The following is a 23426-nucleotide window of genomic DNA, read 5'->3' as shown; positions in this document are numbered from 1 at the left end:
TAACTGGCTATGATTATCGAGAGCACGATTAGCCAACGCGAGTTTACTCGCCATGCACTGAGCCGTTATTTTCGCCGGCCGATTTTCTATGTGTTTGCGTTTGTCGCTGCTATCTTGACCGCATTCGTGATCTACGATTCGAGCATCCCGCAAGTGCCGGCCTTGCTCGGTGGCTGGATCCCGTTTTTGGTCTACGCCATCACCGGTTTCGTGCTCATCCAACGCCAGAGCCGTAACCGCGATCTGCCGATGTACCAGCCAACGCGCTACGAATTGGGCCGCGAGACGTTGATCGTCAGCGCGCGCAGCGGGCGCAGCGAAATCCCGTGGTCGAAGGTGCGTGCGTGGCGCAAGTTCGGCGGTGTGTACGAGCTGCAATTGATCAATGGGCAGGTGTTGCTGATCTCGGCCCGCGCGATCGGCCCGCGCCAAGTGGGCGCTTTCGAGCGCATGCTGCGTAACCGGATCGAGCCCAAGCCAGAACCGGGGGTGTTCGATGAACCGGCGGCTTGAGACGATCGACGATCACTTGCCGCCGTTGGCGCTTGATCCGGCCCAACCGCAGGCGATTTCTCCCACCGACCTCGCCCAGTATCTACGGCTCGATCAGTGCTGGCGCTATCTGCGCTTGCGCCTGCACGAACGCCGGAAGGAACTGAATTGGTTGCCTCGCTATGGCATGGCGCTTCAGCCTATCCCGCCGATGCTGACCATCGCCGGACGCCGGTTCGAGCAGGCGATCGAGGCGCAGGTGCGCGAGCGGTTTCCGCAGGCAATTCACTGCGCGCAGCGCCGCCAGCAGGGTGATCCGGCGTTTGTGACCGTTGATCACAATCACATTGTGCTTGCCCAAATCCAACAGCTCGCGCCGAACACGGCCCAAGTGCTGTTTCAACCGCGTTTGGCCTCCCAGTTGCACGGTTGGGCCATGAGCGGCGATGTCGATCTGCTGTTCCTATCCTGCGATGATGCCGGCGCTTGCCACGCCGTCATTATTGACGCCAAAAGTTCGGCGGCGGCCAAGATCGAGCACCGCTTGCAGTTGGCCTGTTACCAGCGCCTGCTCGAACAGATAACCGGCGCTGCCGGCGTGACGCTGGCCTCCATCCGGCTCGGCGTGCTCTACCGCGGTGAGTTACCGTCACCGCAGCAAACTCCTGCCGAACGGCGGCGGATCGAAAGTGAACGGCAACAGGCGTTCGATCTGCTCGGCGTGACCACGGCCCAGCTTGAGCTGCTTGCCGATCCGGTCCCCTATCTGGCCGAGATCGAGACCCTGCTGGCCGGGCCAGATTCGATCTTGGCCACGACCGCCGCCGCGCCGTTTGCCGAGCTGCCGTTTCACCTCACCGCCAAGTGCGATGGCTGTCTCTATAACGAGGTCTGTATGCGCTGGGCCGCCACCCATGATGACCTCTCGCTCATCCCGTCGCTCACTGAGCCAGAGAAGTCAGCCCTGCGCGCGCACGGCATCACCACCGCGAACCAACTTGCTCTGCTTAAAGAGGTTGCCGGCGAGCGGTTGATCACGCCGGAAAGCTATCGGTCCTTAGTCAGCCGGCTGCTCAGCCATCCCACGCTGGCCCCGCGCCTCGATGAGCTGATCCACCGTGCCCGCGCGTTTCGCCGCTGGCTTGGCAACCAGATCGCCACCACCTCCTATTTGCCCTATAAAGGCCATAGCTCGCTGCCCGCGGTAAATGCCGATCTGCATCCCAACCTGATCGCCATCTATATCGACCCGCTTTATGACCATACGCAGGGGATGCTGGTGTTGCTCGGCGCGCTAGTGGTGGGGTATGAGAACGGCGTGCCGGCCCGGCGTGAAACGGTGATCAAGCTGCTCGATCAGCCGCCGCAGTCGCCGGCTGATGAGGGTCGTTTGTTGGCAGAGTGGATCAGCGCGCTGTTGCAGGCGATCGTCAAGGTGGCCGCGCCTGACGCCGAGGGTCTCTTGCGTGCGCCCATCCATCTCATCGTGCCCGATTCGTTCAGTTTGCAAAACCTGCTCGACGGGCTGGCCCGCCAGCCGCACGTTTTCGGCTCGACCCCACTCTACGATCTGGCGGCGCAGAGCGCCGGTTTTGAAGCGCCCATGGTCACGGTGCTGATCAGCGAGCGCCGCCGTTTCCGCAACGACCCGCTGGCCTACGATTCGCTGGCGCGGCTGGCGCAGATGCAGCGGTTTGATTGGGGCGAGTATCGCCGGCTCTTTTACCGGCGCGTCTTCGACGATCTGAGCAATAACAAGCATTTGGGCTGGTATACGCGGCGGGTACGCTTCTACAATCAGATTCCGCTCGAGTATCTTTACGCAGCGTGGCAAGCGCTGCCGCCGCCGCCCGATCGCGGCGACGACGACCTGATCGATTACCGGCAGGTCAAACGCACGCATGTAATCGGCTTTGTCGAGCAGCGGCTGCACGCGCTCGAGCTGCTGGCCAATAAGCTGCCGCGCAACTCGCGCACCACCAAGCCGCCGTTCGATCTGTCGTGCATTGTTGGGTATTCCCGCCAAGCACGCACACTGGCCGATGCGCTGGCTGAGTTTCTGCTCATCGAGCGGTACGTGGCGCTGGTGACGTGGGGCCAGCAGCATCTACCGCCGCCTGAACAGCGGGTGCTGGCCGGCATGAGTTTGATCGTACGCTATGAGCTGGCCGATCAAGACCCGGCTTTGCTTGAGACGCTGGCCGAAAACGAGCGCCGGCAGGCGTTGAAGGCGGAATTAACCGGCGGGCGGAAAGGGGTGCGGTTGAAGGCTGAGCAGAAAAAACAGGTTGAGCCATTGCCGCCGCCCGATGTGCCGCTGCGCCTGCGGATTGATCTCAGCGAGGTTGAGTGCGACTTGGAAACGGCGTTGCGCCTGACCAGCCTCTCGCCCGGCGATAAGGTTATTCTCGCCCCGCGCTGGAGTGTTGATGAACGGTTGCCGCCTGATCAGCGCGAGCCTTTCACTACCACTGCCCGCCAACTGCTTTATCAGTCACGGGCGACGCTGGTGGCGATTGAACGGGAAGGATTGGTGTTGCTGAAGCCAGACACCCGCTACAGTAAAGGCGACCGGCGGTTCACCTTTGACAGCAATTGGCGATGGCCGCAAGCCGGCGAGATGTACACGATCGAATCCGATCCCAACGATATCTACGGCCAGCGCTGTATGGAGGTGGTGCAGGAATTGCGTCAAGGGGCCGCTAATGCGCTCTATATGCGCTTGATCGATCCCGCTGGGGGGCAGGTTGCGCTGCCGGCGGCGGCGCAGGCTGGCCATGCCCAGTTCGTCGCAGGGTTGCGCGCGCTGGCCGAGGCCGGCGTGCTGCACCCGTTCGATGAACACCAGATGGATTACATCGCTAACCATGGCGATGCTCCCACGCTGTTGGTACAAGGCCCTCCCGGCACCGGCAAGAGCTACACGTCGGCCTTTGCCCTGCTGGCTCGCATGCAAGGCTTGCTGGCCGCCGGCCAACCTTGCCGGGTGCTGCTCAGTTGCAAAACCCACGCCGCCACCGATGTGCTCTTGCGCAAGATTGCCGAGGTGCAAGCCAAACTGGCCGCTATCCGCGCCCAACAGCCCGATCTCTTTGCCGCCTATTTTGACGAACGATTGCTGGCCGTACACCTCTTCCGCGTCCGGCCCAAAGAGAGCACCGATTTGTCACCGGCGGCGCAGGTGATCGATAACATCGGCCCGATTGCCAACGCACCGGCCTGCTTCGTCGCCGCTACCCCCTTCGCCGTTGCGTCATTGCTCAAACGCGAGCAGCGCTACCACACCGAACCCTTCGCCGATCTGCTGCTGCTCGATGAAGCATCACAGATGAACCTGCCCGAAGCCTGTATGGCGGCGATGGCCCTCACCCCTGGCGGCAGGCTGATCGTAGTCGGCGATCACCGCCAGATGCCGCCGATCGTGCAGCACGAATGGCGCGGCGAACGCCGGCGCACCTTTCAAGCCTACCGCGTCTACGCCTCGCTGTTCGAGACGCTGCTTAACCTCGATCCGCCGCCGCCGCTGGTGCGGTTGGCCGAAAGCTTCCGGCTCCACCGCGATCTGGCCGCGTTTCTGCGCCGTGCCATCTACGAACAAGACGGCATTCCCTACTTCTCGCGCCGCAACACCACCTTGGCCGCTGCGCCGATCAGCGACCCTATGGTTGCTGCTGCGCTCAACCCGCGCCACCCGCTGGTGGTCATCGTCCACGACGAAGCGCAAAGCCAAGACAGCAATCCGTTCGAGGCCAGCCTGATCCGGCCCTTGATCGAAACGCTGGTGGGCCAGCTTGGCCTCGATGCCGCCACCGGCATCGGCATTGTGGTGCCGCACCGCGCCCAACGGCTGGCGCTGCGCGAACAACTGCCTGAGATCATGCAGGCGCTCTTGATCGAGCACGACGGCGCGACTGTCGATACCGTCGAGCGCTTTCAAGGTGACGAGCGCGACGTGATTATCGTCTCGGCCACCGAAAGCGACCCCGACTACCTGCGCGCTGCCAGCGGCTTCTTGCTCGATCCGCGCCGGCTCAATGTCGCCCTCAGCCGCGCGCGCCACAAGCTGATCTTAATCGCCGCCCGCACCGTCTTCCAGCTCTTCGCCACCGACGAAGAGATCTTTCAGCACGCCCAACTCTGGAAACGGCTGTTGCGCGACACCTGCCGCGTGCCGCTCTGGCAAGGCCAACGTGACGGCATTACGATTGAGGTTTGGGGGAATGAGGCGGAAACTTGATTTAGGGTGGGGAATAGCCACAAAAAGACGCAAGAAAGTTAACGGCGCATTATATGGTGTTCCATCAAGTTTTGTGCCGTTTGGATCTTTTTTGGCTATTCTAGACTTCCATCTGATTGAAACACGCTCTGGTGTGATCTACACTGTAGTGTAAGCGAGACCTCAACCACCGTGAGCCAGCTCAACCGTCTGATGCGCCGGATGATGCTTGAGGAACGCTACCGGCGCACCATATCGGATCAAGGTTCGGCCAAGATTGCTTGCAGCGGGATTGCTAGTTCCGGCAGTAATACCGACCGCACCGGTTCGCTCTGTGGGTAGACACCCGCTTCGTGATACCTGCCATCACGGAGCGCCAGCACCATGACGCGCTCGGCATCCGGTTCAACAATCCAGTATTCAGGAATGCCAGTCTCGGCGTAATCCGCTCGCTTGACCACAGTATCGCATTCTGGGTCGTCAGGATTGACGATTTCAACCACCAAATCGGCGCCCACCCAGTAGTGCGGTTGCCGGCGCGGATCATCACGTCGCTGCACTAGCACGAGGTCGGGTTCGCGAAATGTACCGTCCCGAAGCCGTAGCCGGAGCGGTGCGTATAGCACAATGCGGATGTAAGCGTGCAAGGCCAGAAAGAGCGTCTGCGAGATGACTTGATGACGGTCAGAAGGCATTGGCAAGACCTCAATCGTGCCATCCAACATACTCGACCAAGCGATGGCTCTGATCGGTGATGGCGAGGTATCGCTCGACCGTCCAGGGGTCTTGCAATGGCGCGAGTTCAACAATGGTTTCATCATCCTCCGTCGCAATACGGAGGCGCGGTGCCGACAATCCAGCGCTCATCGTAGGATTCCTGATCTCGTGTGGGTCAACCGTGCCATCAGTATACCGGCGTAATGCGCACATCGCAAGGGAATGCTGGTCTTCGCGAGCGGGCTAACAACCTTACATATAGTCTATCCAAAACGGACACATTCTGTAGTAAGTTCAACGTTTTTGCCACTATCTGGAGTGCGGTAGTTTGGCTGCCGCACTCCACAGCTTCTCTCAAGCCTCCCACCAATTCACTGCTACGACCAACCCTCGTTCCAACCCGATTGGCAACGCAACATTTTTGCACAAATATCGCACCGTCTATCACAAGAAAAAAGGCGTTGCAGTGACTGCACGCCAGTGCTATGATACCTTCACCATTCTCGTGTCGTTCTAGCGCCAACGGCGGCGCAGAGCAACGCAGCTACGGCGAGGTCGCCATGATCCAAAAAGAAGATGTCGTCATTCGCGTCGCTGGCGAAAGCGGCGACGGCAGCAGCGCCACCGGCGAGATGCTGGCGCAAGCGGCTGCCCGTTCTGGCCTGCACGTCTTTACCTTCCGCACCACTCCGGCTGAAATTAAGGGCGGGCCGGTGATGTTTCAGGTGCGCGCGTCCAACAGCCCCGTCCGCTCGATGGGTGATGCGGTTGATGTGCTGTTCGCCTTTAACCGCGAAGCGTGGGATCTCCACCACGCCGATATGGCTCCCAATGCCGTCTTGCTCTACGATCCCGAAGAGTTTGACCTCCCTGCCGAGTTTACCGGCATTGCGTACCCGACCCCGATTGGCCAGATCGCGCAATCTGCCGGCAACCGGCGCGGCAAGAATGTGACTGCGCTCGGTGTGGTAGCGATGTTGTTTGGTCTCGGCCTGAATAAACTCGAAGATATTGTGCGAGCCAAGCTAGGCAAGAAGGCCGAACTGCTCGAGTCGAATCTGGCCGCGCTGCGGGCCGGGATCGAGTATGCCCACCAGCTTGACAAACGCGATCCGTTCTGGATGGAATCGACCGGCGAGCACGATCGCTACGTGATGACCGGCAATCAGGCAATTGTGGCCGGCGCATTGCATGCCGGAGTCGAATTCTTTGCCGGCTATCCAATTACCCCTGCCTCTGACATTATGGAGGGCATGGCGGCGATATTGCCCCAGATCGGCGGCGGCTATATGCAGGCCGAAGATGAGATTGCATCGATTATGGCATGCATCGGCGCGTCGTATGGCGGCAAGCGCGCGATGACCGCCACCTCCGGGCCGGGCTTGTCGCTGATGAGCGAGGCGATTGGCTACGCCAGCATGACCGAGATTCCGGTGGTGATCGTTGATGCGCAGCGCGGCGGCCCTAGCACCGGCCTGCCCACCAAGATGGAGCAGTCAGACCTAAATATCGCTCTCCACGGCGGCCACGGCGATAGCCCGCGCATTGTGCTGGCGCCAGCCAGCGTCGCCGAGTGTTTCCATCTGGCGGTGTGGGCCTTTAATCTGGCTGAACAATATCAAACGCCAGTTATTGTGCTGAGCGACTATTCGCTCTCGTTCCGCACCGAGACGGTGGAACCGTTCGATCTGAGCAAATATCCGCGCATCGACCGGCTGCATCCCAACGGCGAGTTGGCTGCCAAACAGTATCGCCGCTACGAGCTGACTGCTCATCTGGTATCGCCAATGGTCGCTCCCGGCGTGGCCTATGCCCAGTACACCGCGACTGGCCTCGAACATAATGAGTTTGGCAACCCCGATTATACACCGGCGAACCATGCCATCATGACCGAAAAGCGTTGGGGCAAGCTGGCCCCGTTGCAGCAATCACGCGAGTATGTGCGCCGGTTCGGCGCCGAGCGGGCCAAAGTCGGGCTAATCTGTTGGGGCACCACCGCCGGCCCATGCCGCGGCGCAGTCTATTTGGCCGGCCAAGAGGATTTGCCGGTGGCGATGTTGCAAGTGCAGATGCTCTCGCCGCTGCCGGTTGACGCCATTAACGAGTTTCTCGAACAGGTTGAGATTGTCCTGGTGCCGGAGGTCAATTTCCAAGGCCAGTTCGCCAAACTCTTGCAGGCCGAACTCGGCATCAAGGTGCGCTCATTGACCAAGTATACCGGTATGCCCTTCTCGCGGCTTGAGATTCTGCGCCAGATTCACGCTCTGCACGGCCTCGCCGAGCCAGTGCAGGCTTGATTAGGCTTTGCCGCATTCAGTACGGGCAACACATCATGTTGCCCCAACAACATCAGACTCAACAAGGTCACGCTTATGACAGCCGTACCGATCACCACAACACCCGTCGTCTACAAACCATCCGATTACCGCAGCGACCTCAAACCGATCTGGTGTCCGGGTTGCGGCGATTTCGGCGTGTTAGCCGCGATTCAGCAGGCCCTTGCCGCCGCCCAGATCAACCCCAAAGATCTGGCCGTGGTCTCAGGCATCGGTTGTAGCTCACGCTTGCCCGGCTTTTTGCAGACCTACGGCCTGCATACGGTGCATGGCCGGGCGCTGCCGGCAGCAATTGGCCTCAAAACTGCCCGCCCCGATCTGACCGTGATGGCCGTCGGCGGTGATGGCGACTTCTTCAGCATTGGGTTGGGCCATCTGCCCCACGCGGCGCGGCGCGATCTCGATATCACCGTGGTAGTGATGGATAACGCGATCTATGGTTTGACCAAGGGCCAAACCTCACCGACCTCGCCGCGCGGCCACGTCACCAAGAGCACTCCCTACGGCCAGTCGGCCCAACCGCTGCATCCGCTAGCCATCGTACTCGCCAGCGGCGCGTCGTTCGTGGCCCGCGGCTTCTCGAGCCAGCCCAAGCAGTTGGCCGAGCTGATCAAGGCCGGTCTCGACCATCGCGGCTTCGCCTTTATTCACGTGCTCAGCCCGTGCGTCACCTTCTACGACACCTACAAGCTGTACAAGGAGCTAGTCTACAACCTGCCCGACACGCACGATCCTTCCAATCTCGATGCGGCAATGCACTACGCGCTGGAGAGCGAACGGCTGCCGCTCGGCATCTTCTACCGCCGCCCGCCGCTCGAACCGTTGCCACGCCCAACGTCTAAACCGTTCGATACCCAAGCCTATTTGAACCGGTTCCGGGCGTGAAACCGCAAGCAGGCAAAGGGGCGGGCCGCTGGCCCGCCTCTTGTCATTGCGAGCCGTCGTAGGGTCAATGCAGCGCATTGCTCAACGCGGCGAAGCAATCTCCCACGAGCACGGATAGAACCTGCACAGGGTTCGTTCTCGCTGAAGCGGGAGATTGCTGCGAGAGCTTTTAGGGCACGAACGTGTATAATGGTGAGTGCTTGCATTGCCCAATGTTCACGTGACACCTCTATGCCACGCCTTTATCTCTGCATGGGACCGCGTTGCCGCAGCCGCGGCGCGTCCGATGTGTACGCGGCGCTGGAACAAGCCCTCTGGCAAGCCGGTTTGTCAGGACAAGTAGAGTGTATTGCCAGCGGTTGCCAAGACCGTTGCCAACTCGGGCCGAACCTGCTCGTCCAACCGGGTGGACGGCGCTGGCACGGTCTCACCCCACGCCAGATCAGTGCCATCATCGCCCTTCTGCCCGATACGGGTGTATAATGCCAACGCACACAGCGTGATGATCGCAAACTATCACGCTCGCACGTTCATTCAAACAACATCGGGTTGCAACACATTCGTGAGAATCGCCGTGCGACAGGCTCTAACTCGACACCGCGCATGGGTCGTCCGCCTTGGGCTGGCGGCCACTTTACTGTTGGCACTCTATGTCCGCACCCTCAACCTGTTTGGTTGGGATTCCGGCACCGGCCAGCATCCCGACGAACGGTTCTTTACCTACGTGGCCTCAACGGTGCGTCTGCCGGGCACTCTTGGCGAATTCTACGATTCGAGTCGCTCGCCGATCAATCCGCGCAGCTACGAACAGTTTCCGCTCTACGTCTACGGGCCACTGCCCATTATACTGACGCGAGCGGTGGCGGTGATACTCACCCCGCCGGAAGCGTTGCCGGTGCAGGTGCTCTCGATCGAAGGGCCGCCCCGGGTAGGCGCTGATCCAACGGCGCCGAATGAACGGCGCACTGACTACGGCCCGCCTGTGCCAAACCCCGAATATCATTGGCCGCGCTTGCTCCCATTGATGCCGTGGCTTAACCCTGATGGCGTGAATCTGACCAGCTACGGCGAGATTGTGAAGGTCGGGCGTGGGCTGGCAGTGTTGTTCGATCTCGGTAGCGTTCTGCTCGTCTACCTGATCGGGCGCCGGCTGTTTGGCCGGCGCGTTGGGCTGCTCGCCGCGTTGTTCGCCGCGCTTACCGTGATGCACATCCAGCAGAGCCATTTCTTCGTTGATCCGGCCTTTTCCACCTTTTTCTGCTTGCTTGCACTCTATTGGACAGTGCGGGCGGCGCAGGGCGGCGGTGTGGCAGTCTATACCGCGCTGGGCCTCAGCATTGGTGCGGCTACGGCTAACCGGATCACGATGGCGACGATCGGCGGGCTGGCGATTGTCGCGGCGCTGATTGCCGCCCAACGCGCGCTACGCGGGCAGCCGTGGTCAGCCGTCTTCGACCGCTTCTTCCGCCGCGAGATTTGGCTGCTTATCTTGGCTGGAACGCTCACCATCCTAAGCTTCCGCACCCTTGCCCCCGACTCGTTCATCGGCTCGCGCACCGATTCGCCGCTGATCGAGGGGCCTTCGATCTTGCATGGCGCAGGCTTCTTTGATGTCAGACTTGACCCGCGTTTTCGCGAAAATCTCACCACCGTGCGCGCATTGGTGACGGGTGAATACGACTTTCCTCCCGGCCAGCAATGGGTAGGCCGCCCAGCCTACCTCTTCCCATGGAGCAATATGGTGCTGTGGGGGATGGGACCACTGTTAGGGCTTGCGGCATGGGGCGGTTGGTTGCTCTTTGCTGCCCGCTATGCCCGGCGCGGCTGGCAGTGGGCGCTTCAACCGTCACCCGTCGTTGGCCGGCCATGGCATCCGGCATGGGTCTTGTGGGCGTGGGTCGCTTTCTACTTCGGGTGGCAAGGTAATCAGTTTGCCGTCACCATGCGTTACCTGTTGCCGATCTACGGCGCATTAATCGTACTGGCGGCATGGGCGCTAATAACGGCAGCACGCTGGGGGCGGCGCTGGTTACAGGGCAACCCGCTTGCCCTACGGTACACAGGGTTATGGCCGGTATGGCGCGCGCGGCTAGGGCGCGGCCTGGCATGGGCGGCCCGGCTAGCGCTGCCGGCGGCGCTGATTGCGACCGCAGCTTGGGCCTACGCCTTCTCGCGCATTTATACCGTTCCCCACTCGCGGGTGCAAGCGGCCCAATGGCTGGCCGAGCACGCTTCACCCGGCAGTTATGTCATTTCAGAGCGGTGGGATGATCCGTTGCCGTTGCAGGCAACGACTACCGCGGCGTGGAATATCTCCTTCTTTGGCATCGACTCGTCGCCTTACGCCGAAGATGAGCCGGCTAAGTATTTTGGCAGCGGTGGCGAACCCGGTTTGCTCGATCAGCTCGACCGTGCCGATTACATTACCCTGACCAGCAACCGCGTCTACGATAGCACCTCGCGCTTGCGCATGCGCTATCCGGCGCTGATGCGGTATTACCACAGCCTGTTTACCGGCGAGCTGGGCTTTGAGCTGGCGGCAGAGATCACGTCCTACCCAACGATCCTTGGCATTCGCATTCCCGACTGGATGGCTGAAGAGGCATTTAGCGTCTACGACCATCCGCGGGTGTTGATCTTCCGCAAGACGTCGTTGTACAGCCGCGAACGGGCCGAACGCCTTATTACCAACGATATCGAATGGGGCGAGGTCTACAAGTCGCCGGTGCAGTTCGCCGATCGCAACCCGACCGCCCTCCGTATCACCGAGAGCGTCTGGCCACAGTACGCTGCCGGCGGCGAATGGTGGTCGTGGTTAGGCACAAACCCCTTCTCGCCGCTGCTCTGGGTGCTCTGGCTCGAGGCGCTGGGGCTGGCGGTGTTTGCCGTGATCGGCCCGCGACTGCGCGGTTTGCCCGACCGTGGCTTTACGCTGGCCAAAATCGTTGGCCTGTTGCTAGTCGCCTACCTTGCATGGCTGGCCGGCAGCCTGCGCCTTGCCCCCTTTGCGCCGGCCACCCTCTGGACGATCGGGTTGATAGTGTTGGGGATAGGAGCAGTGGTTGGCTGGCGCACTCGCGAGTCGCTGCGCCAACTCTGGCAAGAGCGTTCTATTGCGCTGTTCGTGGCTGAATTGCTCTTCATCGGATTTCTATTGCTCGGCCTCACCCTGCGCTGGTTCAACCCTGACCTGTGGCATCCGGCCCGCGGCGGCGAAAAGCCGATGGATTTCGCTTACCTCAATGCAGTCTTGCGCAGCGCAGCCTTCCCGCCGCTTGACCCGTGGCACGCCGGTGGCTATATCAACTACTACTACTTCGGGTTTGTACTGGTAGGCGCACTGATCCACCTCAGCGGGATTGCGCCGGCGGTCGGCTACAACCTTGGGGTAGCGACGATCTTTGCCCTTACCGCCTTTGGCGCCTTCGGCATCGTCTATAACCTGCTTGCCGCGCGCGCGCCATCACCGCGCCGTGAACAGACGGCGCTCGTCGCCGGTGCGCTTGCTCCCGGCTTGATGCTCCTGCTCGGCAATTTGGCGCAGGCCGGCTGGTTCCTCAACGGTTATGCTGCTGAGCAAGTCGCTAAAGGGCGCTATGAATGGGCTTTCTGGGATGCAACCCGGATTACGCCGGGCACGATCAACGAGGTTCCTTTCTTTACCTTCCTGTTCGCCGACCTGCATGCGCACATGATCGTTATGCCGCTCAGCCTTGCCGCGCTCGGTCTGGCGCTGGCATGGATGTGCAAGGGTTCAGCGCGGCAATGGTGGCTGATCGGGCTGCTAGGGTTGATGGCGGGCGCGATCCGGGCCACCAACACATGGGATTACCCCACCTTCGTTGGGTTGGCCGGGCTGCTGCTGGCGTTGGCCACCGGGCGGCGCTGGCGGAGGGCGGGGCGCGGCTGGCCGGCTACGGTCGCGGCGGCGCTGGCCGTAGCGATCACCCCGGCCCTGCTCGGCAACCTGTTCTTTGCGCCGTTTATCGCCAACTTTGCTACCGAATCGAGCGGGATTGACCTCTGGCGCGGGCCGGGCCTGACCCTGCTAGAGACGATCGTAGCCGCCGAACGCACCACTACCGGCCAATTGCTGCAAATCGGCGGCCATTGGCTGGCGATGTGGCTGGCCATGATCGGGCTGTGGGCATGGCGGCGCGGGATCAATCTGCTGATCGTGATTGGGCCGCTGGCGGTGCTGCTGGTGGCGTGGACGCTCGATTGGCCGGCCATCATCCCGCTCCTCGCCGTGCTGGGAGTGGCTGGCTGGATCGGATGGAACCTGCGCGCTCACCCGCTGACAACCCTCGTTCCGGTGTTGTTCGCCTTCGGCGGGATCGGGTTGTGGGCCATGGTTGAGGTGATCGTCGTGCGTGGTGACGTGGGCCGCATGAACACCGTCTTTAAGTTTGGCCTGCATGCGTGGATGTTGCTGGCATTAGCGACAGCAGCAGTCCTACCGTGGCTGTGGGCAGCAACGGGCCGGCTGTCGCGCCAGACGGGCTGGACGGTGCGGACCATTGTGGGAGTGTTGCTCGCAGCCGGGTTGGTCTACCCCATCACCGCCACGCCTGCCCGTATCGCCGACCGCTGGGATCCGGCGGCGCCGCGCATCCTCGACGGCATGGCCTTCTTTGCCAACATCACGGCGGCCCGCGCCGGCGCTCCCTACTCGCTCGATGAAGATGCAGCGGCAATCGATTGGCTGCGCCGCAATGCGCGCGGCACGCCGATCATCCTCGAAGCCCACCAACCCTCATACCAGTGGGCCGGGCGGATCGCCACCTTCACCGGTATGCCCACTCTGCTCGGCTGGGAATGGCACCAGATTCAGCAGCGCAACGCAGTCAACGCGCGAGCGGTGATCAACTACCGTCAGCAGATCATCGCTGCCATCTACAATACGCCTGATCCTGACACCGCGTTGGCGTCGCTCCGGCGCTACGGCGTTGAATACATCTACGTTGGCGGCGTTGAACGGCAACTCTACAGCGCCGAAGGGCTGGCTAAGTTCGCCACGCTGGTGAACCGCGGCGATGCCGATATTATCTTTCGGCAAGGCGAGAGCGTGATCTACTGGCTGCGCACTCCCGGCCAACCGCGCATGCTCACCAACGACCTGCCAATCCGCCCGCCGAGCACGCGCACCATCCCGGCCCTCGAATTGACGAAACCGGTGCAAGAGTTGCCGGCGACGGGCCGGCTGGGTTGGAATACGCTGCTGAGCGAACAGCAATGGCTGGCAGTCGCGGCATGGTTACTGGTCTGGTATCTGATCGCCGGCCTCGGCGCGCTGCCGGCGTATGCCGCGCTCGGTCGGGCCGGGCTGGTATGGGCGCGCCCGGTGGGGTTGATCATGCTCGGCTACGCGATCTGGCTCCCCACCAGTTTGGGCCTCTGGCGCTACGATGCAGTGGGGGTGATTGGCGGGCTGGCGGTAATGATCGGCATCACCATCGCGCTGTGGTTCCGCGGGGTGCGGCCCGATCGCACCGCATGGCGCAGTCTCATCCCCGGCGAAGCGATCTTTCTGGCCGGTTTTATCGCAATGGCGATCATCCGCGCGCTCAACCCTGACCTTTGGCATCCGGTGTGGGGCGGTGAAAAGCCGATGGAGCAGGGCTTCCTCAACGCCATCTTGCGCAGTCCGGTCATGCCGCCCTACGACCCGTTCTACAGCAATGGCTACATCAATTACTACTATTACGGTCTTTATCTGATGTCGCTGCCGATCAAGCTGCTCGGCCTCGATCTGGCAATCGGCTTCAATCTGGCGCTGGCCACCCTCTTCGGTATGGTGCTGGCCGGTGCGTATGAACTAGGGGCGCGGCTGGGCGGACGGCGGCGGTACGGAGTGATGGCGCTGGCCCTGATTGGGCTAGCCGGCAACCTCACCAGCCTGATCGCGGCGGGATGGTCGCAAGGTGCCAACGGCTTGCGCTTGCTGCTCAGCGGCAATCCCGGCCTGCTCGGCGACTGGTTTGTCGGGCCGAGCCGGGTCATCCCATACACCATCAACGAGTTTCCGCTGTTTAGCTTCCTCTATGCCGATTTGCACCCGCACCTGATCGCGCTGCCGCTCTCTCTGCTGACGATTGCCTGCGCGTGGCAGTTGATCTTCGGCAAGGGGCGCACGATCTGGGCCCTGAGCGCGCTCACCCTCGGCACACTGGCCGTCACCAACTCGTGGGATTTCCCGACGTATGGGTTGCTAGCCGGGATCGCCATCATTGCTGGCGCAGTGCGGCGGGCCGGCTGGCGCTGGCCAGCGATCACGCTGGCCGCGGTGAAAGCGGTTGGGTTAGGGATCGGATCGCTCACGCTCTTTGCCCCCTTCTTTGACCGCTATTGGCCGATGGTGGGCGGGATCGGGCTGGTCACAAGCCACGTCACCCTCCCGCTCGACTACATCTTGCTGTATGGCCTGCCGCTGACCATTGTCACGCCGGTCATCCTTGGTGCGGCGCTGCAACGTTGGCGCCGGTATCTGCCGGCACGATCGTGGACGCTGCTGCTCAGCGGCATCGGCATCATGCTCATCATCGGCGCGGCACTGCCCGAATGGGCAGTACGGATCGGCCTGTTTGCCTTGCTGGCGATGACGACCTTGCTGCTGGCGCGGCGGGCTGCCGGCGCACCGGCATGGTACGCACTGCTGCTGGCATGGCTGGCATGGGCCATCTCGCTCGGCGTCGAAGTGGTCTATATCCGCGACCATCTCGATGGCAGCGACTGGTATCGGATGAACACGGTCTTCAAGTTTGGCTTGCACGTCTGGGTGTTGCTGGGGCTAGCTGCCGCCGGTCTCTTGCCGCGCATGCTCACGTGGCTCAACCAGCGCGGCGGCCAGCTGGCAACGGCGGCAGCACTCGCCGTTATTGCCATTCCGGCATTGATCGCAGCTAGCTACTTGCCGGTGGCCGTGCCTTCGCGGCTCACGACCCGCTTCCCAATCGACACTGGCCCTACCCTCGACGGCATAGCGTTTATGGAGCAGGCCAGCTTCACGTATGACTGCACTGCCTTTGGCGGCTGCGCGCCGGATACCACGATGGTGCAAGTCGATCTGCGCGGCGACGCTGCCGCGATTCGCTGGCTCAACCAGCAGATCAACGGCACCCCGATCGTCGCCCAATCGAGCCTCTGGTTCTACCGCGCTTACGGCATCCGGGTGGCTGCCGCCACCGGCCTGCCCACTGTGATCAGTGCACTCCATGCTGATGAACAACGCGATCCGGCGGTCACCAGCCGGCGGGTGCGCGATATCGAGACCTTCTTTACCACCAACGATCCCGAAACCGCGCTGCGCATTCTCGCTCGCTATAATGTGGATTATGTCTACATTGGCAGTGTCGAGCGCGCCTTCTATCCACAGGGTATGGACAAATTCACCGTCTTGCGCGACCGCTACCTGCGTCCGGTCTACGAGCAAGATGGCGTCGCGATTTATCAAGTGCGGCCCTTGCCTGACAGCTACCGGCTGTTGCGCGCCGAAACGCCGCCGGCTGCTCAGCCGCCGCCGCCACCGCCTCCCACCGAACCGGCGATCGATCTGTCAGAGCTTGAAGCTGCCGTCGCTGCCCAACCCACCAATGCGCCGCTAGCCTTTGGGTTGGCCGATGCCTATCGCCGGCAGGGCCGCTTGATCGAGGCGGCGCAAATTTTGGCGACCGCCGCCGCCGCCAACCCCAACGACGTGGCGCTCCATCACCTTTGGGGCGACATTTTGGCCGACGCTGGTCGCTACGAAGAAGCGGAACAGGCCTATCTCGCCGCCGTGCAAGCCAGCCCAACCGCTGGCAACTACAACAAACTAGCGCGATCGCTCATTGACTGGGGATGGCTGGATAAGGCCGAGATTGCGCTGGGCCAAGCGATGAGTATCGATCCAGCGCTGCCTGAACCCTACTTCCAGCTAGCCCGCCTCTTCCTGCTGCGCAACCAGCCTACGCTGGCCCAAGACGCCCTCCGACGGTATCTCCAACTCGCGCCTGACGGGCCGTGGGCTGGGGAAGCGCATCGCATGCTGGTAACCCTGAATGGAGGGCAACCATGAGCACGGTTGCCGGCGAGGTCTTGCTCTGGTGGGTGATCGGTTTTATCTTCGCGCTGGCGGGTTGGCCGGCAGCGGCGCGTCTCTTCGGCCATTTGCCGGGTGCTAGCGCAGCCTTTGCCCGCCCACTGGGGTTGCTGCTCACCGGCTTTCTGGCATGGCTGTTGGCGATGTTGGGCCTAGGCCGCTTTGAGACGCCGCTGATCGTCATCGGTCTGGCGATCATTGCCGGCAGCGGCTGGCGCTGGCTTTGGCGCAGCGGCCAACGACGGCTGCCGCCGCTTGGGCCGGCGCTGGCCGGCGAAGCGATCTTTCTCGCCACCTTGCTCGGTGTGGTCTGGCTCCGTGCCCACGACCCCACCCCGTGGGGCACCGAACGCCCCATGGACTTCGCCTTCTTCAACGCGATCCAGCGCAGCGGCTTCTTTCCGCCCAACGACCCGTGGTTATCGGGCTACAGCATCAACTACTACTACTTCGGCTACCTGCTCATGGCCATCCCGGCCATGCTCAGCGGCTTACCGCCGGCAACCACCTACAACCTCGCGCTAGCTCTGCTGGCCGCGATGACCGCGCAAGGTGCGTTTGGCGTGATCACCGCGCTGCTCGGCTTGCTGCGCCGGCCGCCGCCGGCGGTGACCCGCGGTGCGTTGGGTGTGCTCGGTGCCGCAATTATTTTGTTAGCCGGCAATCAATCCGGTGCGATACAGGTCATCGTTGGTGACGAACGAGCGGTGGTACTCGATGACCGCCAGCTCCTTGCCGCGCTTGGGCAGGCCCTGCGCGGCGAGACCTTCATCACCTTGCCCTACCCGGCCCAAACCGCAACGTCCGATTTTAGCACGGTTGACGGGTGGCGGCGAGCCGATAAGTGGAACGATTTCAACTGGTGGTGGCCATCGCGCTCGCTCTGGGATAGTTATCGCGTGGCCGGCGATCCGCCGCGCCGCGAGCAGCGCTACACGATCACCGAGTTTCCCTTCTTCAGTTTTCGCCTCGGCGACATGCACCCGCACGTTATGGCGCTGCCCTTCGCAACGCTGGCGATTGGATTGGCGCTGGCGGTAGCGGCACAGGGAGGCTCAACTGGTTTGCCGAGTGATGGCGCACTCTTTCCCGCCGGACGATCCGGTTGGCTGTTGCGCGGGTTGCACGGAGTGATCCTCGGCAGTTTGTACGCGATCAACAGTTGGGATCTGCCCACGTACCTGCTGCTCTACTGGGGAGGGTTGGCGCTGGCCTGCCGGCGCGACGGTGCAGTGTTGCCGTGGCGGGCATGGCTGCGCGAGGCCGTGATCGTGGCAGTGCTGGCCTTTGCCCTCTTTCTGCCGTTTCACCTTACCTTTCGCTCGCCGGTGGGAGGGGCGACGCCATGGATCGACCTGCCAATTCTTAGCCGGCTCACTAGTATCATCGGCATCTACCTCGGCGAACGCAGCGGCTGGCACGAGTTTGTGATCATCTTCGGCCTGATGGCGCTGCCGATCATCGCCGGCAGCTATCTCTACCGCTCATCAGAGAACGAATCATTAGCCGGCTTAGCAATCCCGCGCTGGTTGCTGTGGCTGCCGCTCATCCTCTTCACTACCGGCTTGTTGATCGGCTTTCCATGGCTGGCGCTGGCCGGGTTGGCGCTGTGGATGGCTTGGCGGGCGCTCAACGCCGCCGAACCCGGTTTCCGCTGCGGGTTGCTGCTGGCGGCGTTGGGCAGCGCCATCTTGTTCGGGGTTGAGATCGTCTACATTCGTGACGTGTTCGAGGGCCTGTCGGCCCGTATGAATACAGTCTTCAAGTTTTACTATCAAGTCTGGCTGATCTGGGGGGTGCTGGCCCCGGTCGGGCTGTGGTGGGTGTGGGCGCAGGCGACGGGCTGGCGGCGGCTGGCGGCGAGCTTGATCAGCGCCGGCACGACCCTCTTACTGGCCGGCGCGCTGGTGTATCCCCTCATCGTCACCCGTGACATCAGCCGCGGGCCGGTGCGCGGTCTCAATGGCTACACCCCCCGCGAGCAGACCGCCGCCGGCGTGGCCTCACTGGCATGGCTGCGCCACAACGTGCCGGCGGGCAGCGTCGTGCTCGAAGCAGCGGCAGTAGAGAATGACGCGGCGGTCGCTGCCGGCAGCGAACCACCGCGTTGCGGCGGCTCGTACAACTGGCAAGGCTTTGGCGGGGTGGCCGCGGCCAGCGGGCATGCCACCGTGTTGGGTTGGGTGGGCCACGAAATGCAATGGCGCGGTGGCGACCCGGTGGCGCTGGCCGAACTCGGCCCGCGTTGCCTTGCCGTTGATGACATCTACCGCAGCGGCGATCCGGCCCGCATCCGCTCGCTCATCGACCAGTACGGCATTGATTACATTTACGTCGGCGCGCTCGAACGCGAGCGTTACCCCGCTGAACGGCTGGCGGCGCTGGCACAGGTGAGTGAGGTGGCCTTTGCCCAAGACGAAGTGGTTATCTACCGGGTGCGGTAGGTTGGCGCCGCCGCATGCGCGTAACCTCAGCGTTCGCGGTGGTTCCACGTTTCCCACTGCCATTCCCACCGCCCTACCCTACCGCCAATTGCCAAACTGAAGGTATACTACATCTGTAACGTGTTACAGATAGAGGGAAACCATGCCATCAGCAACCGATTACGACGTCATCGTCGTCGGCGGAGGCCACAACGGCCTTACCTGCGCCGGCTATCTCGCCAAAGCGGGGAAGCGCGTGCTCGTCCTCGAACGGCGACCCATCGTCGGCGGCGCCGTCTGCACCGAAGAGGTCATCCCCGGCTACAAGATCGATGTCGGCTCGTCGGCCCACATCATGATCCATCTCACTCCGATCGTGCGCGACCTCGAACTCGAACGGCACGGTCTCGAGTACATTGACATGGATCCATACGCCTTCTACCCCCTGCCCGACGGGAGCGGCGCGATCTACTTCTACCGCGATGTCGAGCGCACGTGCCAGAGCATCGCTACCGTCAGCCCACGCGACGCCGAAGCCTACCGGCGCTTCCTCGACTTCTGGACGCCGCTGAACGAGGCGGTGTTCGATGTCTTCCTCAATCCGCCTTCGGTGACGCGCCTGTTCGGCAAGGTGGCGTCGAGCATTCCCCACTTGCCCAAGGCCGAGCAGCAAGTGCTGGAAGTGACCCGCCGCCTCTTCACCAGCTATGCCCAGTTGATTGAAGAGACCTTTGAGAGCGAGGCGATGCGGGCAGCGATGACGTGGCTTGCCGCGCAGAGCGGCCCGCCGCCGGACGAGATCGGCGCCGGCGACTTTTTCGGCTGGCATGCGATGCTGCACTACAGCGGGGCCAAGCATCCGCGCGGCGGATCAGGCATGTTGACGCAAGCTATGGCACGCTCGCTCAAGGCTATGGGTGGCGAGGTTGTGCTCGACGCGCCTGTGCGCCGGATCATTGTCCAAAACGGGCGGGTGCAAGGGGTTGAGACTGCCGACGGCCAGCGCTACTCGGCTCCGATCGTAGTCTCGAATGCGCATGTGCTGACCACCTTCCTGCAACTGATCGGCCCCGACCACCTCAGCCCCGATCTGGTGCGCCGGCTTAACCACATCCGCATCGGCAACGGCTTTGGGATGACGGTACGCTGCGCCGCCGAGGAGTTGCCCGACTACACCGCTGCCCGCAGCTATGGTCGCCCGCACGAGAGTCATCACGGCTTGCAGTTGCTCAGCCCTACTATGAACTATGTGCGCCGGGCCTACGAAGACTATCTGCGTGGCGAACCGAGCCGCGATCCGGCGGTGATTGCAATGACCTTCTCGGCCATCGATCCCGATGTCGCCCCTCCCGGCAAGCACACGGTCTTCTTGTGGGCGCAATACTTCCCCTACAAGCTCAGCGATGGCCGTCAGTGGGATGATATCCGCGAATCGGTCGCCGACTCAATCCTCGAAGTGCTCTATCGCTATGCGCCCAATATGCGCGGTAAGATTATCGACCGCTTTATCCAAAGCCCGCTCGACCTCGAGCGGCGGATCGGGCTGCTGCACGGGAACGTGATGCATGTCGAGATGAGCTTTGACCAGATGTTCTTCTTCCGCCCGTTGCCAGAACTGGCCGGCTACCGCACGCCGATCCGCGGTCTTTACCTGACCGGGGCTAGCACCCACCCCGGTGGCGGCGTCTTTGGCGCGAGCGGCTATAACACGGCCCGCGTGGTGCTGGCCGACACCAAGCAGCGCCGCTGGGGGCCGCTGGTGTTAGGAGCAGGGGCGCTCGCTGCTGGTGCGGTGCTTGCTGGACGCCGGCTCTTGCGCCCGTAAGCGGATCATGAACCGCAGAGGACGCAGAAGAGGTCTTACCGCAGGGGGGCACAGAGGACGTAGAGGAGAACGTAACCCACTGCGCCCTCCGCGTCATCGGGGTCACATTCCCCCCCTGCGCCCCCCGCGTCCTCTGCGGTCACATTTCGCCCGGCGTCCTCCGCGTTCTTTGCGGTAAACTCATGACTACCCGCGTGTTTGACGGCCCCACCAACTACTGGCCCGTTCGGCGAGATCGCTGCCAAGCACGCGATCCAGCAACACGAGCGGCGTCTTAGCCAAGCGGGGTCGCCAACCGGCTAGCGTCAACGTGTATGCTGCGTAGCGCAGCGCCGCGCGCAGCGAGCCGTTGCGCGCTTCGAGGTTGGCCATCGCCGCGTAAATATCGGCCAACACCTCGCGCCGCGCCGGCGACAGCTCTGGCATCACGGTAAAACTCTGCTCGGCGATCTGTAACCACTCGCGGTAAAACCCGGCAAACTGCGCCACCGTCTTCGAGGCGGCGTGCAGCCGGTAGGTCGCAACCACGGTAGAAGTGGGTTGAAACGGGCCGAGTTGGGCCAACCGCACCCAATACGCGGTATCCAGCGCGTAGCGCATGCGCAGATTGAGCGGGCCGGCTAGCCCGACCGCTGCCCGGCGGATAAAGACCGTTGGCTGGATGGGGATGAGCAAGCGCAGCAGGGCGAGCGGATGGTAGGGGCGGGCCGCGATGGTGCGCAACGGCTGGCCCTCCGCATCGGTATAGAGCGCATCGGCGTAGACGGCGACCGCTGCCGGATGGGTTTGCAACGCCGCCACCTGCGTGGCAATCGCTTCCGGCAGGTAGGTATCGTCACTATTGAGCCATGCCAACACCGACCCGCGCGCCCGCGCCCAACCGCGGTTAATCGCATCGGCTTGGCCGGCATCCTTGCCCACCACCACCTGCACCCGCTCATCGCCGGCAAATGCGCGCAACACCTCTAACGTCTCATCACTGCTGCCGCCGTCGATCACCCACACGTCCAGATTGGGATATTCTTGCGCCAAAATGCTGCGCAGCGTATCGCCAATGTAGCGCCCTTGATTCAGTGATGGCACGACAATGCTTACCAGTGGCTGCGCCGGGTCGCGGATCACCGGCGGCGGCAGGTCAGCAGTGAGCTGGGCATAATCCGCCCAAAGCAGATATTCAGCCGCGAGCGGGAGCATCGGTTGCAACGCAATGATCCTTGCCGATCCTAGCGGTCTCTGGTACCATACCGACTACATTGATTCCGCTTGCCGGCTGCACGACCATGACCGAACAACAACCAGCATCAGCGTTGAACGGGTTGCGCCTATTAGCCGACGAAACCCGCTGGAAACTTATCACCGCCCTGCGCGACAGCGACCGGCAAGTCGCTGAGTTGACGGCGGCAACCGGGTTGGCCCAAAATCTGGTTTCGTACCACCTGAATATGCTGCGGCAAGCCGGGTTGGTCAACGCCCACCGCAGCGACGCCGATGGTAGGGTGATCTACTACAGCTTGCACCTCGCCGCACTCACGACCTTGCTCGCCCAAGCCGGGCACGAATTGGCCCTGCCGGAACCAACCCCGCCGCCGTTACCGCCCATCACGGTCGCGTTCTTGTGCCGCGCCAACAGCGCCCGCTCGCAGATGGCCGAAGGCTGGCTGCGAGCGTTGAGTGGCGGGCAGGTGCGGGCAGTGAGCGCCGGTACCCAACCACAACCGCTCCACCCGCTGGCAATCGCCGTAATGGCAGCGGCTGGCGTGCCTATCGATCAGCAGACCGCCAAACCGATTGAAGCGATCCTCGATCAGCAACCGCAGGTCATCGTCACCGTGTGCGACATTGCCCGCGAAGAGTGCCCGGTCTGGCCCGCCGCCGCTCGCCAGATTCACTGGAGCATCGCCGACCCGGCAGCGGCGACCGGCGACGATGATCAACGCTACGCTGCCTTTATCGTCGCGCGCAACGAACTGCGCGAACGGGTGCGCGGATTGTTGGCGCTGTTGCTAAAGTGGTTTGGCGTGTAGTGATGTGCAGATATCACCTCACTGATCACCATCGGCTGCCAAATAGTCGGCCCGCGGCGGGCTAAAGGTGTCGATCGCCAACGTTTCTTCTAACGTCCAGACCGCATGCGGCGTACCGCCGGGAATAGCGACCGAACTACCGGCAGCGGCTTCGAACAGCTCGTCGCCGAGCTGAAAGCGCAAACGACCGCTCACGATGTACGCCACCTGATCTTCGGGATGGCTGTGCAAGGGCACGTGACTGCCCTCCTCTAGCCGCACTGCCATCTGGTACATCCGCTCGGTCAAGGCAATGCGCCGCCGGAACACGCCGGGAAACAATTCGATCCATGGCCGTTCAGACATGGAGCCTCCTGTATTGGGGGGTGATCGCGTCAATTTGGGTATTATGATACCAAACAATATGGGGGGGCCGTGCGGCGCGATGG

At 62.5% G+C, this 23426-nt stretch carries 13 protein-coding genes; 9 read left to right on the top strand and 4 right to left on the bottom strand.

Annotation, left to right across the window (positions count from 1 at the left end):
* Window positions 1-9: 9 nt before the first annotated feature.
* Together U9R61_RS00665 and U9R61_RS00660 are read left to right on the top strand one after the other, a co-directional pair.
* The gene (locus U9R61_RS00665) at window positions 10-513 is read left to right on the top strand and encodes a YcxB family protein (protein ID WP_322486898.1); all 504 of its coding nucleotides are present in this window, start codon (window positions 10-12) and stop codon (window positions 511-513) included.
* Entirely contained in the window at window positions 497-4729 is a 4233-nt protein-coding gene (locus U9R61_RS00660) for a DEAD/DEAH box helicase (protein ID WP_322486897.1), read from the top strand. The genes U9R61_RS00665 and U9R61_RS00660 overlap by 17 nt, the downstream gene beginning before the upstream one ends.
* A gap of 239 nt (window positions 4730-4968) precedes the next feature.
* Here U9R61_RS00660 and U9R61_RS00655 read toward each other — a convergent pair whose 3' ends face one another.
* Window positions 4969-5403, bottom strand: coding sequence for a Uma2 family endonuclease (locus tag U9R61_RS00655; protein WP_322486896.1), 435 nt, complete (start codon window positions 5401-5403; stop codon window positions 4969-4971).
* Window positions 5404-5413: 10 nt separating this feature from the next.
* Window positions 5414-5575, bottom strand: coding sequence for a hypothetical protein (locus U9R61_RS00650; RefSeq protein ID WP_322486895.1), 162 nt, complete (start codon window positions 5573-5575; stop codon window positions 5414-5416).
* Between the two features lie 410 nt (window positions 5576-5985).
* Between U9R61_RS00650 and U9R61_RS00645 the strand changes: the two genes are divergently transcribed.
* From U9R61_RS00645 to U9R61_RS00620, 6 genes are all read left to right on the top strand, one after another.
* On the top strand, window positions 5986-7722 hold the full coding sequence (locus U9R61_RS00645) for a 2-oxoacid:acceptor oxidoreductase subunit alpha (protein WP_322486894.1): 1737 nt from the start codon (window positions 5986-5988) through the stop codon (window positions 7720-7722).
* A 75-nt stretch (window positions 7723-7797) separates the two neighbouring features.
* Window positions 7798-8646, top strand: a complete 849-nt coding sequence (locus U9R61_RS00640; protein ID WP_322486893.1) for a 2-oxoacid:ferredoxin oxidoreductase subunit beta — start codon at window positions 7798-7800, stop codon at window positions 8644-8646.
* A gap of 231 nt (window positions 8647-8877) precedes the next feature.
* Window positions 8878-9129: a (2Fe-2S) ferredoxin domain-containing protein gene (locus U9R61_RS00635; RefSeq protein ID WP_322486892.1), complete on the top strand. Its 252-nt coding sequence runs from the start codon at window positions 8878-8880 to the stop codon at window positions 9127-9129.
* A gap of 91 nt (window positions 9130-9220) precedes the next feature.
* Complete coding sequence (locus U9R61_RS00630) at window positions 9221-16702, top strand: DUF2298 domain-containing protein (protein ID WP_322486891.1); 7482 nt, start codon at window positions 9221-9223, stop codon at window positions 16700-16702.
* Window positions 16699-19170 carry a DUF2298 domain-containing protein gene (locus U9R61_RS00625; protein ID WP_322486890.1) on the top strand — a complete coding sequence of 824 codons (2472 nt, stop codon included), beginning with the start codon at window positions 16699-16701 and terminating at the stop codon, window positions 19168-19170. Before U9R61_RS00630 ends, U9R61_RS00625 begins: the two co-directional genes overlap by 4 nt.
* A 142-nt stretch (window positions 19171-19312) precedes the next feature.
* Window positions 19313-20974, top strand: coding sequence for an NAD(P)/FAD-dependent oxidoreductase (locus U9R61_RS00620; protein WP_322486889.1), 1662 nt, complete (start codon window positions 19313-19315; stop codon window positions 20972-20974).
* A gap of 186 nt (window positions 20975-21160) precedes the next feature.
* On the opposite strand, the gene U9R61_RS00615 is transcribed toward U9R61_RS00620, so the two are convergent.
* Window positions 21161-22168, bottom strand: a complete 1008-nt coding sequence (locus U9R61_RS00615; RefSeq protein WP_322486928.1) for a glycosyltransferase family 2 protein — start codon at window positions 22166-22168, stop codon at window positions 21161-21163.
* Between the two features lie 86 nt (window positions 22169-22254).
* On the opposite strand from U9R61_RS00615, the gene U9R61_RS00610 reads away from it, so the two are divergent.
* Window positions 22255-22998, top strand: coding sequence for a metalloregulator ArsR/SmtB family transcription factor (locus U9R61_RS00610; protein ID WP_322486888.1), 744 nt, complete (start codon window positions 22255-22257; stop codon window positions 22996-22998).
* A gap of 18 nt (window positions 22999-23016) precedes the next feature.
* Here the strand turns inward: U9R61_RS00610 and U9R61_RS00605 are convergent, their stop codons facing one another.
* Window positions 23017-23343, bottom strand: coding sequence for a cupin domain-containing protein (locus tag U9R61_RS00605; RefSeq protein WP_322486887.1), 327 nt, complete (start codon window positions 23341-23343; stop codon window positions 23017-23019).
* Window positions 23344-23426: the final 83 nt, after the last annotated feature.

Source organism: Chloroflexus sp. (genome assembly GCF_034431535.1).
GTDB lineage: Bacteria > Chloroflexota > Chloroflexia > Chloroflexales > Chloroflexaceae > Chloroflexus.
Note: the sequence above shows the minus strand (reverse complement) of the source record. Positions and strands in the feature narration are given on the sequence as shown.